This is a genomic window from Pseudomonas donghuensis, assembly GCF_000696345.2.
In the GTDB taxonomy this organism is placed as follows: Bacteria; Pseudomonadota; Gammaproteobacteria; order Pseudomonadales; family Pseudomonadaceae; genus Aquipseudomonas; species Aquipseudomonas donghuensis.
Genome location: NZ_CP071706.1, coordinates 890,517 through 912,857, shown reverse-complemented (window position 1 = coordinate 912,857; position 22,341 = coordinate 890,517). Strand labels below are relative to the sequence as shown.

At 63.3% G+C, this 22,341-nt stretch carries 19 protein-coding genes and 1 pseudogene; 8 read left to right on the top strand and 12 right to left on the bottom strand.

The features are described 5' to 3' along the window. Positions 1–26: 26 nt before the first annotated feature. Both BV82_RS04095 and BV82_RS04090 read right to left on the bottom strand, forming a co-directional pair. Positions 27–575: a DJ-1 family glyoxalase III gene (locus BV82_RS04095; RefSeq protein ID WP_010226432.1), complete on the bottom strand. Its 549-nt coding sequence runs from the start codon at positions 573–575 to the stop codon at positions 27–29. Between the two features lie 39 nt (positions 576–614). Further along, positions 615–1,094 carry a GNAT family N-acetyltransferase gene (locus BV82_RS04090; RefSeq protein WP_036993774.1) on the bottom strand — a complete coding sequence of 160 codons (480 nt, stop codon included), beginning with the start codon at positions 1,092–1,094 and terminating at the stop codon, positions 615–617. A gap of 204 nt (positions 1,095–1,298) precedes the next feature. Here BV82_RS04090 and BV82_RS04085 point away from each other — a divergent pair, with 204 nt between their 5' ends. Both BV82_RS04085 and trmA read left to right on the top strand, forming a co-directional pair. Beyond that, positions 1,299–2,594, top strand: a complete 1,296-nt coding sequence (locus BV82_RS04085; protein ID WP_010226435.1) for an NCS2 family permease — start codon at positions 1,299–1,301, stop codon at positions 2,592–2,594. After that, positions 2,591–3,676, top strand: coding sequence for a tRNA (uridine(54)-C5)-methyltransferase TrmA (trmA, locus tag BV82_RS04080; protein WP_036993770.1), 1,086 nt, complete (start codon positions 2,591–2,593; stop codon positions 3,674–3,676). Before BV82_RS04085 ends, trmA begins: the two co-directional genes overlap by 4 nt. Before the next feature lie 17 nt (positions 3,677–3,693). On the opposite strand, the gene BV82_RS04075 is transcribed toward trmA, so the two are convergent. Further along, positions 3,694–4,866, bottom strand: a complete 1,173-nt coding sequence (locus BV82_RS04075) for an alkaline phosphatase family protein (RefSeq protein WP_036993768.1) — start codon at positions 4,864–4,866, stop codon at positions 3,694–3,696. Between the two features lie 171 nt (positions 4,867–5,037). Between BV82_RS04075 and BV82_RS04070 the strand changes: the two genes are divergently transcribed. Beyond that, complete coding sequence (locus tag BV82_RS04070) at positions 5,038–5,898, top strand: shikimate dehydrogenase (RefSeq protein WP_026001507.1); 861 nt, start codon at positions 5,038–5,040, stop codon at positions 5,896–5,898. A gap of 100 nt (positions 5,899–5,998) precedes the next feature. Here the strand turns inward: BV82_RS04070 and BV82_RS04065 are convergent, their stop codons facing one another. After that, positions 5,999–6,667, bottom strand: a complete 669-nt coding sequence (locus tag BV82_RS04065; RefSeq protein ID WP_010220550.1) for a TetR/AcrR family transcriptional regulator — start codon at positions 6,665–6,667, stop codon at positions 5,999–6,001. A gap of 77 nt (positions 6,668–6,744) precedes the next feature. Next, the gene (gene quiC / locus BV82_RS04060) at positions 6,745–8,655 is read right to left on the bottom strand and encodes a 3-dehydroshikimate dehydratase QuiC (RefSeq protein ID WP_010220551.1); all 1,911 of its coding nucleotides are present in this window, start codon (positions 8,653–8,655) and stop codon (positions 6,745–6,747) included. A gap of 302 nt (positions 8,656–8,957) precedes the next feature. Between quiC and BV82_RS04055 the strand changes: the two genes are divergently transcribed. Beyond that, positions 8,958–10,298 (top strand): MFS transporter, encoded by a 1,341-nt coding sequence (locus tag BV82_RS04055; RefSeq protein WP_026001163.1) that lies wholly within the window; start codon positions 8,958–8,960, stop codon positions 10,296–10,298. On the opposite strand, the gene BV82_RS04050 is transcribed toward BV82_RS04055, so the two are convergent. The 3 genes from BV82_RS04050 to BV82_RS04040 all read right to left on the bottom strand — a co-directional run bounded on the left by BV82_RS04050 (position 10,295) and on the right by BV82_RS04040 (position 12,926). After that, on the bottom strand, positions 10,295–11,173 hold the full coding sequence (locus BV82_RS04050; protein ID WP_010220553.1) for a DMT family transporter: 879 nt from the start codon (positions 11,171–11,173) through the stop codon (positions 10,295–10,297). The genes BV82_RS04055 and BV82_RS04050 overlap by 4 nt on opposite strands. 18 nt (positions 11,174–11,191) lie before the next feature. Then, the gene (locus BV82_RS04045) at positions 11,192–11,998 is read right to left on the bottom strand and encodes a sugar phosphate isomerase/epimerase family protein (protein WP_010220554.1); all 807 of its coding nucleotides are present in this window, start codon (positions 11,996–11,998) and stop codon (positions 11,192–11,194) included. A gap of 151 nt (positions 11,999–12,149) precedes the next feature. After that, positions 12,150–12,926, bottom strand: a complete 777-nt coding sequence (locus BV82_RS04040) for an IclR family transcriptional regulator (protein WP_010220555.1) — start codon at positions 12,924–12,926, stop codon at positions 12,150–12,152. Between the two features lie 172 nt (positions 12,927–13,098). Here BV82_RS04040 and BV82_RS04035 point away from each other — a divergent pair, with 172 nt between their 5' ends. Next, positions 13,099–14,811, top strand: a complete 1,713-nt coding sequence (locus BV82_RS04035) for an FAD-dependent oxidoreductase (RefSeq protein ID WP_036993765.1) — start codon at positions 13,099–13,101, stop codon at positions 14,809–14,811. A 126-nt stretch (positions 14,812–14,937) separates the two neighbouring features. Here BV82_RS04035 and pcaG read toward each other — a convergent pair whose 3' ends face one another. Next, the gene (pcaG, locus tag BV82_RS04030; protein WP_010226894.1) at positions 14,938–15,543 is read right to left on the bottom strand and encodes a protocatechuate 3,4-dioxygenase subunit alpha; all 606 of its coding nucleotides are present in this window, start codon (positions 15,541–15,543) and stop codon (positions 14,938–14,940) included. A gap of 13 nt (positions 15,544–15,556) precedes the next feature. Then, the gene (pcaH, locus tag BV82_RS04025) at positions 15,557–16,276 is read right to left on the bottom strand and encodes a protocatechuate 3,4-dioxygenase subunit beta (protein ID WP_036993763.1); all 720 of its coding nucleotides are present in this window, start codon (positions 16,274–16,276) and stop codon (positions 15,557–15,559) included. A gap of 201 nt (positions 16,277–16,477) precedes the next feature. Here pcaH and ypfJ point away from each other — a divergent pair, with 201 nt between their 5' ends. From ypfJ to BV82_RS26615, 3 genes and pseudogenes are all read left to right on the top strand, one after another. After that, positions 16,478–17,362, top strand: coding sequence for a KPN_02809 family neutral zinc metallopeptidase (gene ypfJ, locus BV82_RS04020; protein WP_036993761.1), 885 nt, complete (start codon positions 16,478–16,480; stop codon positions 17,360–17,362). 209 nt (positions 17,363–17,571) lie between these two features. Next, positions 17,572–18,636: pseudogene (locus tag BV82_RS26620) on the top strand (methyl-accepting chemotaxis protein); the annotation flags it as partial. Beyond that, the gene (locus BV82_RS26615) at positions 18,628–19,491 is read left to right on the top strand and encodes a methyl-accepting chemotaxis protein (protein WP_374045265.1); all 864 of its coding nucleotides are present in this window, start codon (positions 18,628–18,630) and stop codon (positions 19,489–19,491) included. The pseudogene BV82_RS26620 and the gene BV82_RS26615, both read left to right, overlap by 9 nt. Before the next feature lie 113 nt (positions 19,492–19,604). Here BV82_RS26615 and ggt read toward each other — a convergent pair whose 3' ends face one another. Both ggt and BV82_RS04005 read right to left on the bottom strand, forming a co-directional pair. Then, on the bottom strand, positions 19,605–21,272 hold the full coding sequence (gene ggt, locus BV82_RS04010) for a gamma-glutamyltransferase (RefSeq protein ID WP_036993759.1): 1,668 nt from the start codon (positions 21,270–21,272) through the stop codon (positions 19,605–19,607). Between the two features lie 117 nt (positions 21,273–21,389). After that, entirely contained in the window at positions 21,390–22,286 is an 897-nt protein-coding gene (locus BV82_RS04005; protein ID WP_036993756.1) for a LysR family transcriptional regulator, read from the bottom strand. Positions 22,287–22,341 lie beyond the last annotated feature (55 nt).

Sequence of the window (22,341 nt, the reverse complement as noted above, 5' to 3'; positions counted from 1 at the left end):
GCTTGCCAGCGATAGGGCCAGCACTGTCACACCCGCAACAGGCCTGCCACCCGCTTGCGCAGCGCCCGCCCCGCCACCTGTTCAACCAGCACCAAGGCAAACTCCAGCGCCGCCGCCGAGCCCTGCGCGGTGATGCAATTACCATCCACCACCACCGGCTGATCGACAAAACTGCACCCGGACAAGCCCTGGCTGACACCTGGATCACAGGTCATGCGCCGCTGACGCAACACGCCATAGGCCTGCAGCGCCAAGGGCCCTTCGCCGATCGCGGCAAAAAACTTCCCGGCCTTGGCCTGATCCTTCACCTGCTGCGCCAGCGGCTGGTGGGCAGTCATGTGCTGTGCGCCTTTTTCGCCCCCGGGCAAGACCATCAGGTCAAACGGCTGGGCCAGCAGGTCGACCAGCATGCCGTCGGCGGTCAAACGCGTGCCACGGGCACAGGTGAGCATCCGCCGGCCTTCAATGCTGGCCACCACTACTTCCAGTTCGGCGCGGCGCAGCACGTCGATCAGGGTCACGCTTTGCAAGTCATCCACGCCTTCGGCGACGACGATCAGGGCTCTGTGGGTCATCAACTGCTCTCCGCCGGGGTATCTAACAAGCGTAGTCGCTCACAGCGCCAGGGTCAGTTGACACTCATACCCCTTGCGCGCGCGGTAGCCATCACCACTGTCGACCCAGCCGGTGGCCCGGTACAAGGCCAGGGCGGCGTGGTTGCCCGGGTCCACCGATAGCTGCAGGCAGCGCACCGCGGGCCACAGGTCGCGCACCAGGCCCGGCAATGCCTGCATGCAGAATCGCCCCAGACCACGCCCCTGCAGGCGTCGATCCACCTGCAAGGCATTGACCGTCGCGGCATCGACCCTGGCCCAGGGCGCCAGGAACGCCCCGCGCTGGAGCAACAGGAAGGCACGCGGCACGGCCTCCACCAGCAGCGCCACGCCGCGCAGGTCAGGGCTGTCTTTACTGTGCAGGATGTACAGCGCGCCGGCCATATCACCGGCATAGCGCTGCTGCTCGGGCTGCACCTGGATGTCGATCAGCCGATCGCGCTGGGCCGGGGTGAGGTCGCGGTAGTCGATCAGTTGCACAGCGTGGTCTCGTAAGGGGGGAACGGCGCAGAACCTGCAGATATCTGCAGTGTATCGCGACATTAATTACCGCTGCCTGAGCATGCTGGTATGATGCGCGGCTTTTTTCCGACCCAGGGAAAAACCACAGTCTCCCGGTACAGTCTGTGCTTTGCTAACTGGGTCGATACATTCACGGCGCCGGGAGCGCCACGGGGAGCAGGCATGCTGGAAAGGCTGTTTCAACTAAAAGCACACGACACCAATGTCCGCACCGAGATTCTCGCGGGCGTGACCACCTTCCTGGCCATGGCCTACATTCTGTTCGTCAACCCGAGCATCCTCGGCGAGACCGGCATGGACAAGGGCGCGCTGTTCGTCGCGACCTGCCTGGCCGCGGCCATCGGCTCGACCACCATGGGCCTGATCGCCAACTACCCGATCGCCCTGGCACCGGGCATGGGCCTGAACGCCTTCTTCACCTACACCGTGGTCCTGCACATGGGCCACACCTGGCAGGTGGCCCTGGGCGCGGTGTTCATCTCGGCCGTGTGTTTCTTCCTGCTGTCGATCTTTCGCATCCGTGAATGGATCGTCAACAGCATCCCGTTGCCGCTGCGCTCGGCGATTGCCGCCGGTATCGGCCTGTTCCTGGCGCTGATCGCCCTGCACAACGCCGGCATCGTCGTCGATAACCAGGCGACCCTGGTGGGCCTGGGCGATCTGAAGAAGCCAGCGCCGATCCTCGCCACCCTGGGCTTCTTCCTGATCGTTGCGCTGGAGGCCATGAAAGTCCGTGGCGCGGTGCTGATCGGTATCCTGGCGGTAACCGTGGCCTCGATCGGCCTGGGCTTCACCCCGTTCAACGGCGTGGTGTCGATGCCGCCGTCGCTGGCGCCGACCTTCCTGGAACTGGACATCAAGGGCGCGCTGGACGTCGGCCTGATCAGCGTGATCTTCGCCTTCCTGTTCGTCGACCTGTTCGACAACTCCGGTACCCTGATCGGCGTCGCCAAGCGCGCCGGCCTGATGCGCAAGGACGGCCACATGCCGAAAATGGGCCGTGCGCTGATCGCCGACAGTACCGCCGCCATGGCCGGCTCCCTGCTGGGCACCTCGACCACCACCAGCTACATCGAATCCGCTGCCGGCGTGAGTGCCGGTGGCCGTACCGGCCTGACCGCCATCGTCGTGGCCATTCTGTTCCTGCTGGCGTTGTTCTTCGCACCGCTGGCCGGTAGCGTGCCGGCCTTCGCCACCGCCCCTGCGCTGTTGTTCGTCGCCGTGTTGATGGCTTCGGGCCTGGCTGAAATAAACTGGGACGACATTACCGAAGCCGCGCCGGTGGTGGTTACCGCCCTGGCCATGCCGCTGACCTACTCGATCGCCAACGGCATTGCCTTCGGTTTCATTGCCTGGACCGCGATCAAGCTGCTCTCTGGCCGTGCCCGTGACCTCAACGCGGCGCTGGTGATCCTCTCGATCCTGTTCGTCATCAAGCTGGGCTGGTTCAACGCATGAGTGCTGTCTTCGATCCTTCGACCTACACCCAACAGCTCGACGCCAAGGTCGCGCGCCTGCGCGAGCTGCTGGCGCCGTTCGCGGCTCCCGAACCTGCGGTGTTCGACTCGCCGCGCGAGCACTATCGCCTGCGCGCCGAGTTTCGCCTGTGGCGCGAAAACGAGCAGCGCTTCTACGCAATGTTCGCCCCGGGCGAGAAGTACACGCCGATCCTGATCGAAGACTTCCCGATTGCCAGCCAGCAGATCAACGACCTGATGCCACGGCTCAAGGCCGCCTGGCAGGCCAGTTCGGCGCTGAGCTTCAAGCTGTTCCAGGTGGAGTTCCTCACCACCCTGGCAGGCGATGCAATGATCACCCTGTGCTACCACCGCCCGCTGGACGAGCACTGGGAAGCCGCCGCGCAACAACTGGCCAGCGACCTGGGCGTGAGCATCATCGGTCGCTCCAAGGGCAAGCGCGTAGTGATCGGTCGCGATTACGCCGTCGAAGAGTTGCAGATTGCCGGGCGCACCTTCCGCTACCGCCAGCCTGAAGGCGCCTTCACCCAGCCCAACGGCGCGGTCAACCAGAAGATGCTCAACTGGGCGTATGAGGCCCTGGGCGAGCGCGAGGACGACCTGCTTGAGCTGTACTGCGGCAACGGCAACTTCACCCTGCCGCTGGCCACCCGGGTACGCAAGGTACTGGCCACCGAGATCAGCAAGACCTCGGTGAATGCCGCCCTGCACAACCTCGACGACAACGCTGTGGATAACGTGCGCCTGGTGCGTTTGTCGGCTGAAGAGCTGACCGAAGCACTGAACGAGGTCCGGCCATTCCGCCGCCTGGAAGGCATCGACCTCAAGAGCTACCAGTTCGCCAGCGTGTTCGTCGACCCGCCGCGCGCCGGCATGGACCCGGACACCTGCGAGCTGACCCGACGCTTCGACAACATCCTGTACATCTCCTGCAACCCGGAAACCCTGGCGGCGAATATCGCCCAGTTGCACGACACCCATCGCATCGAGCGTTGCGCGTTGTTCGACCAGTTTCCGTATACCCACCACATGGAGAGTGGGGTGTTGCTGGTTCGGCGTTGACCCGCGATCAGGGCCCTTCAGCCATGCCCCGAACACATCAACAACGGCACCAGCTGATCCTCATCGGTCAACGCCCCATGGTGCCCCCGCCACTGGCTGGCGTGCTTCTCCACCTCGCTGCGAATGATCCCGCCGGCCCCGCTCGGGATCACGATCAAATCGCCAATCCGCGCTTCCGCCTGGCTGAGCAACACATCGCCGAACAGCCCCTTGGCAATTGCCTGGGCCTTGCTCAATACCCGGTATTGATCCCCGAGACGATTCTGCCAACGTTCGTGCACACGATCCTGCTGGTGCTCGTGGGTATACAGATAACGCGCACGAATATCCCCGGCCATCGCCCGCACGCCTTCCTGGAGCACGGGGTCCAGGTCAAAATCATGCACCTGTTCGCTGTCCAGCGCTTGCATGCCGTGATCGGCAATCACCATCATCCGGGCCTGTTCGGGCAAGCGTCGGGCGATGGCCTGGGCCAACTGATCGGCAATCGCCAGTTGCTTGAGCCAACCCTCGGAGCCTGGGCCGAACAAGTGCCCGGCAAAGTCCAGGTCGCCGAAATAGGCAAAACAGAACGCCGGCCCCGGCACCGCCAGGGCGGCGTTGATCAATTGCGGATAAGCGTCATAGGCCGGTGCCGGGAGGATCGTGCCGGCCTTGTAGATCGCCCGGCTGAAGTCGGAGTTGGCATAGCGCCCGAGCATCACCGTGCTGATGGCGACGCCCTGCGCGGCGGCCTGGCTCCAGGCATCGACGGGCACGATAAAGGCCTCCGGCGGCGGCGCGACGCTGGCCTGCGCCTCGACCTGCAAGGGCGACGTGGTCCAGGTCAGCGGCGACAGTTCGGTCTGTTCATCCAGGGCAAACCCGCAGCCAACGATGCCGTGGGCGCCGCTGCCCAGCCCTGAGGTCACCGAGGCCAGGCTGGTCGCAGTGGTGGCCGGAAACCCGACCTTGAAGTGGCTGTCCGGCTGCATCAATGAGGCAAGAAACGGTGCATGCCGGGCATGCGCCTGCAGCAGGTTCCAGCCCAGGCCATCGATCAGTAGCAGGCAGGTGCTGCGCGAATGATCGAGGCGAAAGGCATTGCGAAAACCATGGCCACCCAAGGCGGCGAAGATCGACTGGGTCAGGTTGGCCAGGCCTGGCCAGGTCTCACCCAGCGACTGCAGCTCATTGATCGGCGTTGCCATGTCTCCCTCCGTGGTCAGGTGCAAAGCAACATGTGTAGCACAGGCTGTGCGATCAGCGCACAGAAAACACATCTGCGGGCCTACGGCCAATTGACCAAATTAACCATTCGGTACATTTTCTAACTGACGCGCTCCCTCTTCATTACCAAGAACAACAACGGAGTTTTCAGCATGGCTTTGGCCTCCTCTTCCGGCATCCTCGCCGGCCTTATCGGCGCCGGCATCCAGGCCTCGCGCACCCCGGCGCTGCACGAGCACGAAGGCGCCGCGCAAGGCCTGCACTACCTGTACCGGCTGATCGACCTGGATCAGCTCAAGCTCGACAGCAGCGCCCTCGAAGAGCTACTGACTGCGGCCCAGTACATGGGCTTCACCGGCCTTAACATCACCTTCCCGTGCAAGCAGGCGATCTTGCCACTGCTCAATGAACTGTCGCCGCAAGCCCGGGGCATCGGCGCGGTGAACACCGTAGTGTTCAAGGATGGCAAACGCATCGGCCACAACACCGATTGCCTGGGTTTTGCCGAAGGTTTTCGTCGCGGCCTGGCCGATGCGCCGCGCCGCCAGGTAGTGCAGATGGGCGCAGGTGGCGCCGGGGCTGCGGTGGCCCATGCGCTGCTGGAAGAAGGTGTCGAGCAGCTAACGGTGTTCGATGTCGAACTGGCCCGCGCCCAGGCCCTTGTGGATAACGTGAACCAGCACTTTGCAGGCAGCCGCGCCAGGGTCGGCCATGATCTGCAGAGCGCCATGGCCAGCGCCGACGGCCTGGTCAACACCACGCCCATGGGCATGGCCAAGCTGCCGGGCATGCCGGTGCCCAAGGCGCTGTTGCGGGCTGAACTATGGGTGGCGGAGATCGTTTATTTCCCGCTGGAAACCGAGCTGCTGCGCGAAGCCCGGGCCCTGGGTTGCCGCACCTTGAGCGGGGCGAACATGGCGGTGTTCCAGGCGGTGAAAGCGTTTGAACTGTTCAGCGGGGTGAAGCCGGATGCGGCGCGGATGATCGAGCACTTCAACAGCCTGGGTGACTGAAAAGCATCGCCGGCAACGCCGGCTCCCACAATGGATCTGCATGCGCCGCAACTGTGGGAGCTGGCTTGCCAGCGATGGGCCGCAAAGCGGCCCCGGATCCTCAGGCCTGCAAGAACCTCTGCACCGCCTCGCAAATCATTTGCCGATGCCGGTCCTTGACCGCCTTGTCCTCGAAATCCACCTGGAAGATCTCGCCAAAGGTATGCCGGTTCGACACCCGGTAGAAACAGAACGAGCTGATCAACAGGTGCACATCCAGCGCCTCCAGCCCCTGGCGGAAGACGCCCTCGGCAGCCCCGCGCTTGAGCACTTCATCCAGCGCTGTCAGCACCGTCTTGTTCATCGAGCGAATGGTCGACGAGCGCTTGACGTACTCGCCGTGGTGCATGTTCTCGTTGCAGACGATGCGCACGAAGTCGACGTTGCGATCATGGTGATCGAAGGTGAACTCCACCAGCCGGCGGATGCCCAGGCGTGGCTCGAGCTCGGCCAGGTGCAGGTTGCTTTCAGTGCTGCGGATATCGCCGTAGAGCTTCTCCAGTACCTCGACGTACAACTGCTCCTTGCTGTTGAAGTAGTAGTAGATCATGCGCTTGGAGGTTTGCGTGCGCTCGGCGATCGCATCGACCCGGGCGCCAGCCAGCCCCTGCTGGACGAACTCGCTGATTGCCGCCTGGAGAATGTTCTCGCGGGTCTTTTCCGGGTTGTTCTTGCGGCCCTTGCGCGGCGCTTGTTCAGGGGCTGCGCAGAGTGCTGGGGTAGTCGTCATACGGGACTCATGGCCATCGGTTAACCCGGCAATTATGAGCCCCGGGTGCTGAGTAAGGAAGCCTCGCCGCCTGTGCTCTACAACTTGGCCTGCGCCGGCGCGCCGGCACGGGCCTTGGCCATGGCGGCCAGGCGCACGGCGACGTTGGCCGCACCATAGCCACTGTAGCCGTTACGCCGCTGCAGCACTTCGAAGAAGAAGCGTTCCTCGAACGGCTCGGTATACACATGAAACAGTTCACCACCCTGGGCATCGCGGTCGTACAGCACGTTGTAGTAGGCCAGCTCGCTGAGAAACTCGTCGTCGAAATCAAAGCGCGCGGCAAGGTCGTCGTAATAGTTGAGCGGGATGTCGAGCAAGGCCACGCCGGACTCCTTGGCCTGTTTGACCGCAGCAAAAATATCGGCGCAATCAAAAGCGATGTGGTGCACGCCCGAGCCCCGGTAATGCGACAGGGCATGGGCAATCGCTGTGTTGCGGTTTTCCGAAATGTTCAGCGGCAGGCGGATCGAGCTGCAGCGGCTGCGCAAGGCGCGGCTCTTGACCAGGCCATAAGGGTCCGGCAGCACGACTTCGTCATCGGCGCTGAAATCCAGCACGCTCTTGTAGAACAGTGCCCAGCTGTCCAGGCCGTCGGCCGGCAAGGCCAGGGCCATATGGTCGATGCGGGTCAGGCCCAGGCTGTTGCCCGGTTGTACCTGCACACTGAAATCGGTGTCATAGATGGTCCGGCCCTGGGCGTCCTGGTCAACCAGGTAGATCAGGCTGCCGTCCGGTGCGCGCACCGCGGCCAGCTCGCGCTCGTTGGGGCCGACCAGGCCACGGTAAGGCTGGCCATGGTAGGCCACGGCACGGGCCAGGGCCTGGGCGCTGTCCTTGACCCGGATCGCCGTGGCGCACAGCGACGGACCATGGCTTTCAAAGAAGTTGTGGGCGAACGAATAGGGTTCGGCATTGAGGATCAGGTTGATGTCGCCCTGGCGCAGCAGGCTGACATTCTTCGAGCGGTGCACGCCGGCGCGGGTAAAGCCCAGACGCTCCAGCCAGATACCCAGCTTGGCCCCCAGGGCATCGTCGACGGCAAACTCAAGGAACTCGATACCGTCATAGGCACTGGCAGGCGGTGGGGCGAACAGCAGGTCCTCGCTGGCGGGCGCTACGCGCTCTTGCTCAAGACGCTGACGGGTTTTTTCTTCCAGATACAACAGCGAGCGCAGGCCATCGGCGGCATTGGCCCGTGGCGGCGCGGCGCGGAATCCATCGTTGAAGATTTCCAGCGACAACGGGCCACTGTAACCACTGGCCAGGATCGGTGCCAGAAAGCCTGCCAGGTCGAACTCGCCCTGCCCCGGGAAGCAGCGAAAATGCCGGCTCCACTCCAGCACGTCCATGGCCAGGATCGGGGCATCGGCCATCTGCACGAAGAAGATCTTGTCCCCCGGCACTTGGGCGATGGCCCTTGGGTCGCCCTTGAGCGACAGGGTGTGGAAACTGTCGAGGATCATCCCAAGGCTGGCATGGTCAGCGGTTTTGACGATGTCCCAGACCTGCTCCCAAGTGTTCACATGGCGGCCCCAGGCCAGGGCTTCGTAGCCGATGCGCAAACCACGGGCACCGGCCCGTTCGGCCAGCAGGCGCAGGTCGTCCACCAGCACCTGGCGCTCTGCAAGGGAGTCGGCAGCGACGTTGCTGCACACCAGCACCAGATCGGTGCCCAGCTCCTGCATCAAATCGAATTTGCGCTCGGCCCGCTCCAGGTTGCGCGCCAGGCGATCGCGGCGGCAGCCCTCGAAGTCGCGAAACGGCTGAAACAAGGTAATTGCCAGGCCCAGGTCGGCGCAGCGCTGGCGAATTTCACGCGGGCTGCCGGCGTAGTACAGCAGGTCATTTTCAAAGATCTCGACCCCATCGAAGCCCGCGGCGGCGATGGCTTCGAGCTTTTCTGGCAAAGTACCGCTCAAGGATACGGTGGCGATCGAACGCTGCATTATTCTGGCTCCGATGGGCAGGCAAAAACCGGGTAGAGGAATTATTGGCGTTGAGCAATTTTTGCTCAATGAAAAAGGTACGAACTAGTTAGTTTTGTGTTCGATTATCGCCCAAAATAGCGTTCGATGAATTGACCCTTTTTTGACCACAGGCGCACCATTTCGACACGGGCCAAGTGACCCACGAGCCAAAAGCTCCCCGCCACCTGCCAACTACTCGACTGCCGAACACCTCGGCGACCGTTGCGTTGCGTTCCACCCCAAGGCTTGACCCATAAACATAAAAATACGGGTAACCCGCGATGATCCACTCTCAACCCACCCGCATGGCCCAGCCTCTGGGCAGTACTCCGCACGCAGGCATCGGCGACAAGCTGCGTGGCGCCATGGCCGTCGGCAAGACCCGTTGGGTCATGCTCGCCCTGGTGTTCTTCGCCACCACCTTGAACTACATCGATCGCGCCGCTCTCGGCGTGATGCAGCCGATCCTGGCCAAGGAAATGAGCTGGACGGCGATGGATTACGCCAACATCAACTTCTGGTTCCAGGTCGGTTACGCCATCGGCTTCGTGCTCCAGGGCCGCTTGATCGACCGGGTCGGCGTCAAGCGCGTGTTCTTCTGCGCCGTGCTGCTCTGGAGCCTGGCCACCGGTGCCCACGGCCTGGCGACCTCGGCAGTGGGCTTTATGGTCTGCCGGTTCATCCTTGGCCTTACCGAAGCGGCCAACTACCCGGCCTGCGTCAAGACCACCCGCCTGTGGTTCCCGGCCGGTGAACGGGCGGTGGCCACCGGCATCTTCAACGCCGGCACCAACGTCGGCGCCATGTTCACGCCGATGCTGCTGCCGTTGATCCTCACCGTCTGGGGCTGGCAAGCAGCGTTCATGGGCATGGGCGCGCTGGGCCTGGTGTGGGTGGTGTTCTGGGGCCTGAAGTACTTCAACCCCGAAGACCACCCTAGCGTCAGCAAGGAAGAACTGGCCTATGTGCAAGGCGAAGCAGAACCGGATCAGGCTCGCGTGCCGTTCTCACGCATCCTGCGCATGCGCGGTACCTGGGCCTTCGCCCTGGCTTACTCGGTGACCGCGCCAGTGTTCTGGTTCTACCTATACTGGCTGCCGCCGTTCCTCAATCAGCAATACAGCCTGGGCATCAGCGTGACGCAGATGGGTATCCCGCTGATCGTCATCTACCTGAGTGCGGATTTCGGCAGTGTCGGCGGCGGCATTCTCTCCTCGTTCCTGATCGGCCGCGGCATGGCCCCGGTCAAGGCGCGACTGCTGTCGATGCTGTTGTTTGCCACCACCATCATCGGCGTGATCTTCGCCGCCGGCGCCAACAACCTGTGGGTCGCGGTACTGGCGATTTCCCTGGCGATCGCCGCGCACCAGGCCTGGACCGCCAACATCTGGAGCCTGGTAATGGACTACACACCCAAGCACATGATGAGCACGGTGTTCGGTTTCGGCGGCATGTGCGCGGCGATCGGCGGCATGTTCATGACCCAGTTGGTCGGCTACATCCTCACCACCACCAACAACAACTACACCCTGCTGTTCACCATGATCCCGGCCATGTACTTCATCGCCCTGACCTGGATGTACTTCATGGCCCCACGCAAGGTGCCAAAAGTCGAGGCCTAACGGCGCCTCTGCAACCAGGCGGCGCCCAGGCCGCTCAGGCAGATCAAGGCAATCCCCACCAGCCCGGCCATGTCCGGGCTGTGTCCGAACAGCACCAGGCCGAGAATCCCGGCGAACACGATCTGGCAGTAGCTGAACGGCGCCAGCATGGCCGGTGGCGCATGGCGAAAGGCCTGGGTCAGGAACAGGTGCGCAGTCATCCCACAAGTGCCCAGGGCTACGGCCATCAGGCCGTGGATCAGGCTCGGGGTCTGCCAGAACATCGGCACCACGGCGCTCATTACCAGGGTGTTGAGCAGGCCAGTGAAGAAGTTGCTGGTGGTCGGGCTATCGGTGCCGCTGAGTTTGCGCGTCAGCAACTGGTAGAAGCAGAAGCACAGCGCCGAGCCGAACGGCAGCAATACCGCCGGGGTGAACAACGCCCCACCCGGATGAATGATCACCGTCACCCCGACGAAACTCACCAGCACCGCCACCCACTGCCCACGCGTGACCTTCTCGCCCAGCAGTGGCAGCGACAGCGCCGTGACCAGCAACGGCGCGAGGAAGTTGACCGCCGTCGCCTCGGCCAGCGGTATGTACTGCAAGGCCGTGGTAAACAACAGGCTGGTGCCCAGCAGGCACAAGGCCCGCAAGGTCTGCAGCCCCGGCCGCCGGGTACGCAGCACGCGCAGGCCCGACTGCGGCAGGAAGATCACCATCATCAGCAGGGTGTGCACCAGGTAGCGCGCCCACACCACCCAGAGAATCGGGTAGAACCCCGCCAGGTACTTCGACAAGGCGTCGTGGCTGGCGAACAGAAAAGTCGCCAGCACAACCAGGGCAATGCCCTTGAGCGGTTGGCTGACAGCGTCGAGCGCAGTGGGACGGGGCATCGATAAAAGCTCGCAGGTTCAGAGTTGACGGAGCAACTGATGGGTCTTGTCCAGGGCCATCTGCGCCCGCTGCAAGGCACTCAGGCCCTGGTCGCGGACAGGGATTTCCAGGCTCAGTGCAATGTTCTGCGGCAGGCTACGCAACAGGCCGGGCAAATCGCAATTGCCGTTACCGGGAAAACGCCGCTCGTTGCGCGCCTGGCGCAGGATTTCAGCCATGTCGTCCGGGCGCGGGCCGGCCACGTCGCACAACTGCGCATAGCGTAGCCGCGAGGCCGGGACCTGGCGCAGTTCTTCCAGCGAGGACGCCGAGCGGTCGAAGTGAAAGGCGTCGACCAACACCCCGCCATTGTCGCGCCCGGCCTGTTCGACGATACGCCAGGCCTGGGTGAGGTTCTTGGCGTCGGTCCAGGGCATGAACTCCAGGTGTGGGTGCAGGCCGTATTGCCCGGCCAGGTCGCAGAGGGCGGCGAAGTTGTCGGTCTGGCGCTGTTCGTCGGGGTCGTTGCCGGCGACCAGCAGCTCGCTGGCGCCAAACTCGGCGCCCACCGCCAGCAAGGTCTCGAAGTCGGCCACGCGGGTGTCGGGTTTGAGCCGCAGTATCTCCACATCCAGCACCTTGATGCCGGTGTCGCGCAGGCGCGCGGCAGTCTGGCGACGCAGGCCAGCGTCGGCCACCAGCGGGAAGTGGTGCTCCTCGGCCGTGGCCGGCTCCAGACGCAGGCCGACATGGCTGTAGCCGGCACGGGCGGCGACCTCGACCATGTCCACAGGCGACAGCTCGAGTACCGTCAGGGCGGCGAGGGACATCACGCGTTGCGTCATTGTTGTTGTCTCGGCGGGTTGAACTTGGAAATATTTAGAACCCAGTTCCAATTTCAATGCAAGCAAAAAAACGACACCCATCGCTGGCAAGCCAGCTCCCACAGGTTCGGTGTATGCAGTACCTGTGGGAGCTGGCTTGCCGGCGATGCTTTTAAACGAACAACTCGGACGCAGGGCTCGCCGCCGACAACTCCGCCACCGCCGCCAATAACACCGGCGCCAGTTCGTGCATGCGCGCCTCGCTCATCCGCGCGCTAGGCCCGGCAACGCTGAGCACTCCTAGCGCGTGACCGTCGAGCGGGTGACGCACTACTGCCGCCAATGCCGAAGTACCCACTGCCGAACTTTCCACCACCCAGGCATAACCATGCTCGCGGGCGATGCGCAGGCGCTCCAGCAACTCGGCATTGGATTTCGGCGCATTGGGGCCGAAATCCGCCGGGTCGGCAATCCCCTGGCGTTCCACCAGCAACAAGGCCTGGGCATCACTCAGGCTGGACAGCCAGGCATGCCCGGAGGCGGTGTAGAACAACGGCGCATCACGGCCCATGTCGGGGTCGTAACGCAAGCCGGAACGGGCGCCCTGGGCCTTGGCGATCCATGTCTGGCGCTCACCGTCGATCACCCCCAGGCGCACCAGTTCACCGGTCTGCTGCGCCAGCTGATCGAGGATCGGCTGGACGATATCGGCACCGCTGCTGGCCAGGTAGCGAAAGCCCATCGCCACCAGGCGAGTGCTCAGGTGGTAACGGCTGCTCTCGACGTTCTGGCGCACATAACCCAGGCGCATCAGCTCGGCGAGCATGCGATGGGTGGCGCTCTTGGGGATGTCCAGCTCTTCGGCCAGGGTCTGCAGGGGCAGCCCGCGCGGGGCGCTGGTAAGGCGTTCGAGAAGGTTGAACGCGCGTTCGATCTGACTGCCGGCCATGGTCATGGTCCCTGAAATTTGTGCCGATTCTAAAGAGCCCCGGCGAAAGCGCAAATCACTGTCCGATCTTCGCCCACTTTGTCGTGGCACGCCTTGGCTGCGCAATCTCTCGAACCGTATAATATGGAATCAAGTTCCAAAATATAACAAAACTTGTTGGAGGATACTGCCCATGCCCGTCGACACCCCGCTGGTCGAATGCGATGTACTGGTCATCGGCTCCGGCGCCGCCGGACTGGCCGCTGCGGTGACCGCCGCCTGGCATGGTGAAAAAGTCATCGTGGTCGAAAAAGACCCGGTGTTCGGCGGCGCCACGGCCTGGTCCGGCGGCTGGATGTGGGTGCCGTGCAATCCGCTGGCGCAGCGCACCGGGATCATCGAGGAGCGCTCGCAGCCACGTACTTACCTGGAACATGAACTGGGCGAACGTTTCGACGGGCAGATGATCGATGCGTTTCTCGAGGCGGCACCCAACATGGTGTCGTTCTTCGAGCGCCATACCGCCCTGCAATTTGCCGACGGCAATGGCATTGCCGACATTCACGGCAATACCCCTGGCGCCGGCACCGGCGGGCGTTCGGTAATTGCTGCACCCTACGATGGCCGCCAGTTGGGCAAAAAGTTGCTCACGCGCCTGCGCAAAACCATGCGCGAAACCTCGTTCATGGGCATGCCGATCATGGCCGGCAAGGACCTCGGTGCCTTCCTTACCCTGACCCGTTCCTGGCGCTCGTTGCTGCATGTGAGCAAGCGCTTCAGTCGCCACCTGCTCGATCTGGCAACCCACGGCCGGGCCCTGCAACTGGTCAACGGCGTAGCCCTGGTCGCGCGGCTGGCCAAGTCGGCTGAAGACCTCGGCGTGTTGCTCTGGGAATCGGCAGCGGCTCGCCAGTTGATCCGCGAGCATGGCCGGGTCAGCGGTGCGCTGATTGAAACCGCACGCGGGCCGATCCGAATCAATGCGCGCAAGGCCGTGGTGCTGGCCGCCGGCGGCTTTGCCAATGACGTCGAACGGCGCAAGGTGCTGTTCCCACGTACACCTACCGGCCACGAGCACCTGGCCCTGCCGCCGCTGGGCGTCAACGGTGACGGCCTGCGCCTGGGCGAAAGCGTTGGCGGCCAGGTTGCCGATGACCTGCACAGCCCGGTGGCCTGGGCGCCGGTGTCGCGGGTGCCGCACACGGACGGCAGCATTGGGCATTTCCCGCACATCATCGATCGGGCCAAGCCCGGCATCATCGGCGTGCTCGCCAACGGCAAGCGCTTCGTCAACGAAGCCGACGGTTACTACGACTACGTCAGCGCCATGGTCGCCCAGGCGCCGGGGGACAAGGTCGAGTCGTGGCTGATCTGCAGCCATGCCTTCCAGCGTCGTTATGGCCTGGGCATCTCGCGGCCGTTTCCTTTACCGGTGCAGCCGTTGATCAAATCCGGCTACCTGAAAACTGGCGACAGCATCGAAGCCCTGGCGCGGGCCTGCGGGATTGACGCTCAGGGCCTGGTCGCGACCGTCGCCGAGTACAACCGGCATGCCCGCAACGGCGAAGACCCGCAATTCGGCCGCGGCTCGACGCCCTACAACCGCAAACAGGGCGATGCCCTGCACGGGCCTAATCCGTGCGTGGCGCCGATCGAGCAGGGGCCGTTTTATGCGGTGAAAGTCGAGCCGGGCTGCTTCGGCACCTTTGCCGGGCTCAGGACCAACGCCAATGCGCAGGTGCTGGACGAGCACCAGCAAGCAATTACCGGGCTGTATGCGGTGGGTAGCGACATGGTCAGCATCATGGGCGGGCATTATCCGGCGGGCGGAATCAATCTGGGGCCGGCGGCGACCTTTGGTTACATCGCCGGGCGGCATATTGCCGGGGTGACAACGTACGAATGAGGGAGCTCTTGGGGCTGCTGCGCAGCCCATCGCCGGCAAGCCGGCTCCCACAGGTCGGGCGCACGCAGGTCTATTGTGGGAGCTGGCGTTGCCAGCGATGGGCTGCAAGGCAGCCCCAAGAAAGCATCAGAAATCGAAGAACACCGTCTCGCCTTCACCCTGAATGCGGATATCAAAGCGGTAAGCCAGCTTGCCGTCCACTTCACAGCGGCTCGCCACCAGGGTCTCGCGCCGTTGTGGCTGCTCGATCAGGTTGAGCACCGGGCACTGGGCATTGGCTTGGGCCTCGTCATCGAAGTACAGGCGGGTCTGCAGGTGGATATTGATGCCGCGGGCAAACAGGCTGACGTTGATGTGCGGCGCCATTGGCACGCCTGCGGCGTTTTTCGCCACGCCCGGTTTGATGGTGTGCAAGGTCCACTCACCGGCATCGAATGTCGTGGCGGTACGGCCAAAACTGTTGAACGGTTTTTCCAGGTCGAAGTCGCCCTGGTAGTCGCCATTGTGGTCGGCGTGCCAGAACTCCAGGAACGAGTCGCGCACCAGGTGACCGTTGCCGTCATAGACATTGCCGAACACCAGGATGTGCTCGCCCGGGGCATCAGCACGCGCCATGCGGTTCCAGATCTCCTGGTCACGAGTCGGGTTGCCGGCAGCCTCCAGGGCCAGGCCGATATGTACGTAGGGGCCGGCGGTCTGCGAAGGGGTTTCCGGCAGCAGTTCGATAGGCATTGGTAGCGCCTCCTCAGCAGTTTTCGAAGTGGGTCTTGCGCTGCCCGCGCAACACGATGTCGAAGCGATAGGCCAGGCAATCCATGGGGTTGGCATTGCTCATGTCCAGGCGTGCGATCAGGCTCTGCACCGCGTCAGGGTTGGCAATCGACTTGACGATCGGGCACATCGGAATCAACGGGTCGCCTTCGAAATACAGCTGGGTAATCAAGCGCGTGGCAATCGACGGGCCGCTGATCGACACATGGATATGCGCCGGGCGCCAGTCGTTGGGGCCATTGCGCCAGGGGTACGGGCCCGGCTTGATGGTGCGGAAGCTGTAGTAGCCTTCGCGGTCGGTCAGGGCACGGCCGACGCCACCGAAGTTGGGGTCCAGCGGCGCCAGGTAGCGGTCGTTCTTGTGCCGGTAGCGGCCACCGGCGTTGGCTTGCCAGATCTCCACCAGGGTATGCGCAATCGGCTTGCCGTACTGGTCGCAGACGCGGCCGGCGAGGACGATGCGCTCACCGATCGGCAGGCCGCCGTTGTTGAAGTTGAGCAGCAGGTCATGGTCGTGCGGGCCGAACTTCAGGTGCGAGAAATCCGGGCCGGTGCTTTCGCTGATCGACTGCGGGATGCTCACCAGGGCCTGGCGCGGCGAACGGGCGACGGACGTCTTGTAGTCCGGGGTGAAGGCTTTCGGGTGCCAGTTACGGTCACGGATAGCGAAGCGACTGTTGTCTTGCGCAGACATGCCGTTCTCCTGTGTTTGGAATTATTGGAGGGCCTGGGCGTGGCAGGCGAGCTTGCAGTTTCCGGTATGCGGGGCCCGGCGAATACTGAAAAGAACAGCGCCATACATAACCAAATGGTTATGTGTAAATCAGGAATCTGACAGAGCCCCGTGCGGTGATCTAATCTTTGTGCTCATGTTTCCAAGCTCCGGAGAGCACTCATGCAATGGCGAAAAGGCAGGCGTAGCGACAATGTGGTCGATGCCCGTGGCGAGGGCGGTGGCGGCATGCGCTTCGGCGGTGGCAAAGGCCTGAGCCTGGGGGCGATCCTGTTGATTGTCGGGATTGGCTGGATCACCGGCCAGGACCCACTGCAGATCCTCGGCCAACTGGCCGGGCAGATGGACCAGCAGCAGACCGCGCCGGCCACCAACGGCACGGGCAAGGCGCCACCGGCCAATGACGAGCAGGCCGAATTCGTACGCTCCGTGCTCGGCGACACCGAAGACACCTGGAAGGCCATCTTCGCCCAGGCCGGCCGCCAGTACCAAGACCCCAACCTGATCCTGTTCAGCGGCCAGATCAACTCGGCCTGCGGCTTCGCCTCTTCGGCGGTCGGACCGTTCTATTGCCCGGCGGACCAGAAGGTCTACCTGGACATGAGCTTCTTCCGCGAAATGGACCAGCGCTTCTCGGCCGCCGGCGATTTTGCCCAGGCCTACGTGATTGCCCACGAAGTCGGCCATCACGTACAAACCCTGCTCGGCGTCTCGGCCAAGGTCCAGGCCGCACGCCAGCGCGGCGAACGCATGGAGGGCGACAACGGCTTGCTGGTGCGTCAGGAACTGCAGGCCGACTGCCTGGCCGGGGTCTGGGCCTACCAAGCGCAAAAACGCCTGAACTGGCTGGAACCGGGCGATGTCGAAGAAGCCTTGAACGCCGCCAACGCCATCGGCGATGACCGTCTGCAGCAGCAGGGCCAAGGCCGGGTGGTACCGGACTCGTTCACCCACGGTACCTCGCAACAGCGCCAGCGCTGGTTCAAGACCGGCTTCGCCAAGGGCGATATCAACCAGTGCGACACCTTCAGCGCACGCACGCTCTGACCCGTCTCACCACGGTTTCGCGGCCACCTGAAACCTCAGGGTGGCCGCGGAAACGCCCTGTTACCTACCGCTGATCATTTTTGCTGAAAAAGCGTTTCAGCTCCGGCGCAAGCCGCCGATAAACCCTGCTCAGAACATCGGCTGGCCATCAATAACAACAACCTTCCACCGATTCGGATCAAGAAGCACAACGTTCCTGGAGGGATTGCATGAATAGCTGGTTTGCCAACATCAGCGTCAACCTGAAACTCGGCCTGGGCTTTGGCCTGGTGCTGTTGCTTACCGGCCTGCTGGCCCTCACCGGCTGGAACAGCCTGGGCAGTCTGATCGATCGCAGTAACTGGATGAGTGATATCACCCAGCTCAACAGCGACCTGACCAACCTGCGCATCACCCGCCTGCAGTACATGCTGACCAACGGCGACGATGCGGCGGCCGGCAACGTCCAGGTCAAGCTCAATGCCTTCAGCGAACAGCAGCAAAAACTGCTGAAGAACTTCAAGAGCCCCGAGAACATCAAGCTGCTCCAGGACCTGGGCCAGACCATCAGCGCATACCAGGTGTCGATCAACAAGATGCGCGCCGGTTACAAGACCAGCCTGGCCGCACGCGATTCGATGAACCAGGCCGCGGCCCGCGCCATCGAGCTGATCGAAACGATCAACCGCGACGTGCTGGCGCTGCCCGAGGGTGACGCCAGCCGCCTGGAGCAGTTTCGCACCATCACCCAGGCCAAGGAGCAACTGCTGCTGGTACGCCTGGCCGTGCGCAGCTACATCGCTGACATCAGCAGCGAAACCGAGCAACTGGCCTTGCGTCAGCTCGACACCGCCCTGGCCGAAATTGCCAGCCTGAACCGCCAGCTGCCAGGCGAAGCCGCGCGCATCAAGCAGTTCGAAACCGCCGTCATGGCCTACCGTGACGCCGTGCGCCAGTTCCGCGACGCCACTGCCGATATCGCCGTAGCGCGTCAGGAAATGACCGTTCAAGGTGCCGACATCGTCAAGACCAGCGACGCCCTGTACCAGATCCAGCTTGACCGTCGCGACAGCGAAAGCACCCAGGCCCGCTCCCTGCAACTGACTGCCACCTTGCTGGCGCTGCTGGTTGGCGTACTGGCGGCGGTGATCATCACCCGCCAGATCACCCGCCCGCTGCGCGAAACCCTGGCCGTGGTCGAGAAGATCGCCGCCGGCGACCTGACCCACAACCTGCGCGTCACCCGCCGCGACGAACTGGGTGTGTTGCAACAAGGCATCCAGCGCATGGGCTCGACCCTGCGTGACCTGATCACCGGCATCCGCGACGGCGTCACGCAGATCGCCAGCGCCGCCGAAGAGCTGTCGGCCGTTACCGAAGAAACCAGCGCCGGGGTCAACAGCCAGAAAGTTGAAACCGACCAGGTAGCGACCGCCATGCATGAAATGGCCGCCACCGTACAGGAAGTGGCACGCAACGCCGAGCACGCCTCAGAAGCCGCCACTGAAGCCGATAGCCAGGCCCGTGCCGGTGATCAGGTTGTCGCCGAAGCGATCGGCCAGATCGAACGCCTGGCCGAAGAAGTGCACCGTTCTACCGAAGCCATGGGCCTGCTGCAGCAGGAAAGCCAGAAGATCGGCAGCGTCATGGACGTGATCAAGTCGGTGGCCGAGCAAACCAACCTGTTGGCACTCAACGCCGCCATCGAAGCGGCCCGTGCCGGTGAAGCCGGGCGTGGTTTTGCCGTGGTCGCCGACGAAGTCCGTGGCCTGGCCCAGCGCACGCAGAAGTCCACCGAAGAAATCGAAGAACTGGTGGCCGGCCTGCAGAGCGGTACCCAACAGGTCGCCAATGTGATGCTCGGCAGCCGCAACCTGACCGACAGCAGCGTCGAGCTGACCCGCAAGGCCGGTGCCTCGCTGGAAAGCATCACCCGCACGGTGTCGAACATTCAGTCGATGAACCAGCAGATTGCGGCGGCGGCGGAGCAGCAGAGCGCGGTGGCCGAGGAGATCAGCCGCAGCATTCTGAACGTACGTGACGTATCCGAGCAGACGGCGGCTGCCAGCGATGAGACCGCAGCGTCGAGTGTTGAACTGGCGCGCCTGGGCAACCAGTTGCAGACCATGGTCAGCCACTTCCGCGTCTGACCCGCTGAAACCGGGGCTGCTTTGCAGCCCATCGCCGGCAAGGCCGGCTCCCGCAATGGATCTGTTTACACCGACCCCTGTGGGAGCTGGCTTGCCAGCGATAGCTTCACCCCTTATTTAACGATCTGCCCCACTCCCCGCCCACGCGGATCGGAAGCAGTTTCCAGCGCCGTGCCATTAACGCGGATGGCCTGGATATCGCCCATCTCCCAACCCTGATCTTCCAGGGTGTAGCCCATCTTCTTCAGCGCTTGCGCGACCTCGCCGTTAAGCGGCGCGAAGGCATCGAAATAGATCGTGTCCTTGGGCAGCAACTGGTGATGCACGCGCTGCGCGGCCACGGCTTTTTCCAGCGGCAGGTTGTAGTCATAGAGGTTGTTCAGCACCTGGAAGATCGAGGTAAAGATCCGCGAACCACCCGGGGTACCCAGCACCAGGGTGACATTGCCATCGCGGGTCACCAGGCTCGGGCTCATCGACGAGAGCATGCGCTTGCCCGGCTCGATCGCGTTGGCATCGCCACCGACCACACCAAAGGCGTTGGCCACGCCCGGCTTGGAGCTGAAGTCGTCCATTTCGTCGTTGAGCAAAAAGCCTGCGCCCTTGACTACCACACCGCTGCCGTAGTCCCAGTTCAGGGTGTAGGTGTTGCTGACCGCATTACCGTCCTTGTCGACGATGGAGAAGTGCGTGGTCTGGTGTGGTTCAAGGCCCGGGCGGACTTTCTCGGTGTCCGAGATGGCCGTCGGGTTGACCTCCTGGGCGCGCTTGGCGAGGTAGTCCTTGGCAATCAGCTGCTCCACCGGCACCTTGGAAAACGCCGGATCGCCAAGGTAGTCGGCGCGGTCGGCGAACACGCGTTTTTCGATTTCGGCCAGCAGGTGGATGTAGCGCGCCGAGTTCAGCTCGACGCCCTTGAAGTCCGCGGCGCGCGCTTCCTTGATACCCAGCAACTGGGCCAACGCGATGCCGCCGGAGCTTGGCAGCGGCGCGGTATAGACGGTGTTGCCGCGCCAGTCGATCTTCATCGGCTCGCGCCATACGGCTTTGTAGGCCTTGAGGTCGTCCTTGCTGATCAGGCCCTTGTCGGCCTGCATCTGCGCGACCAGCAGGTCAGCGGTCTTGCCTTGGTAGAACTCGCTGACGCCCTTGTCGGCGATGCGCTCCAGGGTTTGCGCCAGCTCCGGCTGCTTGAAGGTCTCGCCGACTTTCATGCTGCCGAAATAGTCGTTGAAGTTGGTGCTGTCCTTGAACAGGCCCAGGGCATCTTCGCGGTATTGGTACTGTTTGGACGCAACCTTGAAGCCGCTCTTGGCGTACCCCACCGCCGGGGTCAGTAGCTCGGCCCACGGCAGCTTGCCGAATTTCTGATGCGCCTCCCAGAGCCCCATCACCGTGCCCGGCACGCCGGCCGCGCGGGCACCGACAAGGCTGAGGTTCTCGATGATCTCGCCCTTGTCGTCCAGGTACATGTTACGGCTGGCGGCCTTCGGCGCGGTTTCTCGGTAGTCGAGGAAGTAGGCCTTGCCGTCGACATAGAGGGTCATGAAACCGCCGCCGCCGATGTTGCCTGCCTCAGGGTAGGTGACCGCCAGGGTAAAGGCGGTGGCCACGGCCGCGTCCACCGCGTTACCGCCTTTTTTCAGGATATCGGCGGCGACCTGTGCACCATATTGATCAGGTGCAGCCACCGCACCACCCTCCAGGGTCACCGCGTAAGCCGCGTTACTGGCGAAGATCGCGGCGCCCAGGGCCAGGGATCGGAACATCACAACGCGCATGAGAGCTTCCTTAGTGTTGTTTTCGTTGAACAGCCATTAAGGCTGATGTCCGACGAGTTATCAAACACCGTGGGGGATTTCGCCGCGCATAGACAGAAGCTGTCGCGTATGGAGTGATCAGCAGGCGTAGACCGCCAGCTTGTTCTGAATGAAGTCGAGGAAGCACTGAATGCGCAACACCAGTTGGGTATTGCGGTAGTACACCGCATTGATCGGCTGGCGATAGCCGCTGTTGTGCTCGGCCAGGATCACCTGCAGGCGCCCGCTGCGGATGTCTTCATGGGTCATGAAGTGCGACAGGCAGACGATGCCTTCACCGGCCAGGGCCAGCTCACGCAGGGTTTCACCGCTGGAGGCCGACAGGCCCGGACGGATCAGCAGGCGGTCGCCCTCGGCATGGCGCAACGGCCAGTGGTTGAGGGTTTCGGTCTGGGTGAAACCGAGCAGTACATGCCCTTGCAGGTCTTCGACCCGTTCAGGGGTGCCATGGCGGGCCAGGTACTCGGGGCTGGCCAGCACGTTCAACGGGCTGCAACCGAGCGCGCGGGCATGCAGGCTGGAGTCGGCCAGTTCGCCGATACGGATGGCAACGTCGGTGCTCTGCTCGATCAGGTCGATGATCAGGTCGCTGGTGTTGAGTTCCAGCTGGATCTGCGGGTACAGCGCGCGGAACTCGCCGACCCAGGGGACGATGGCGTGCAACATGAACGGCAAGGCCGCATTGATGCGCAGGCGCCCGGACGGCGTCTGGTGGTGCACCGACAGATGCTCTTCGAGCTCGTCCATCTGCTGCAGGATCGACTTGGCCCGCTCGAAGAAAAACCGCCCTTCTTCGGTCAGGTCCATGCGCCGGGTGGTGCGGTTGATCAGGGTGGTGCCAAGCTTGGCTTCCAGGCGCGACAGGGTCCGGCTGATCGCCGATGGCGTTTGCCCGCCCTGCTCGGCAGCCGCGGTAATCGAGCCGCACTCGATTACCGAGACGAACACCTGCAATTCATCGGACTTGGCTTTCACGGCTGTACCCCGGGGTTGGCAACAGCCGTGATAGATAGCCGCTTGGCGCGGCCAG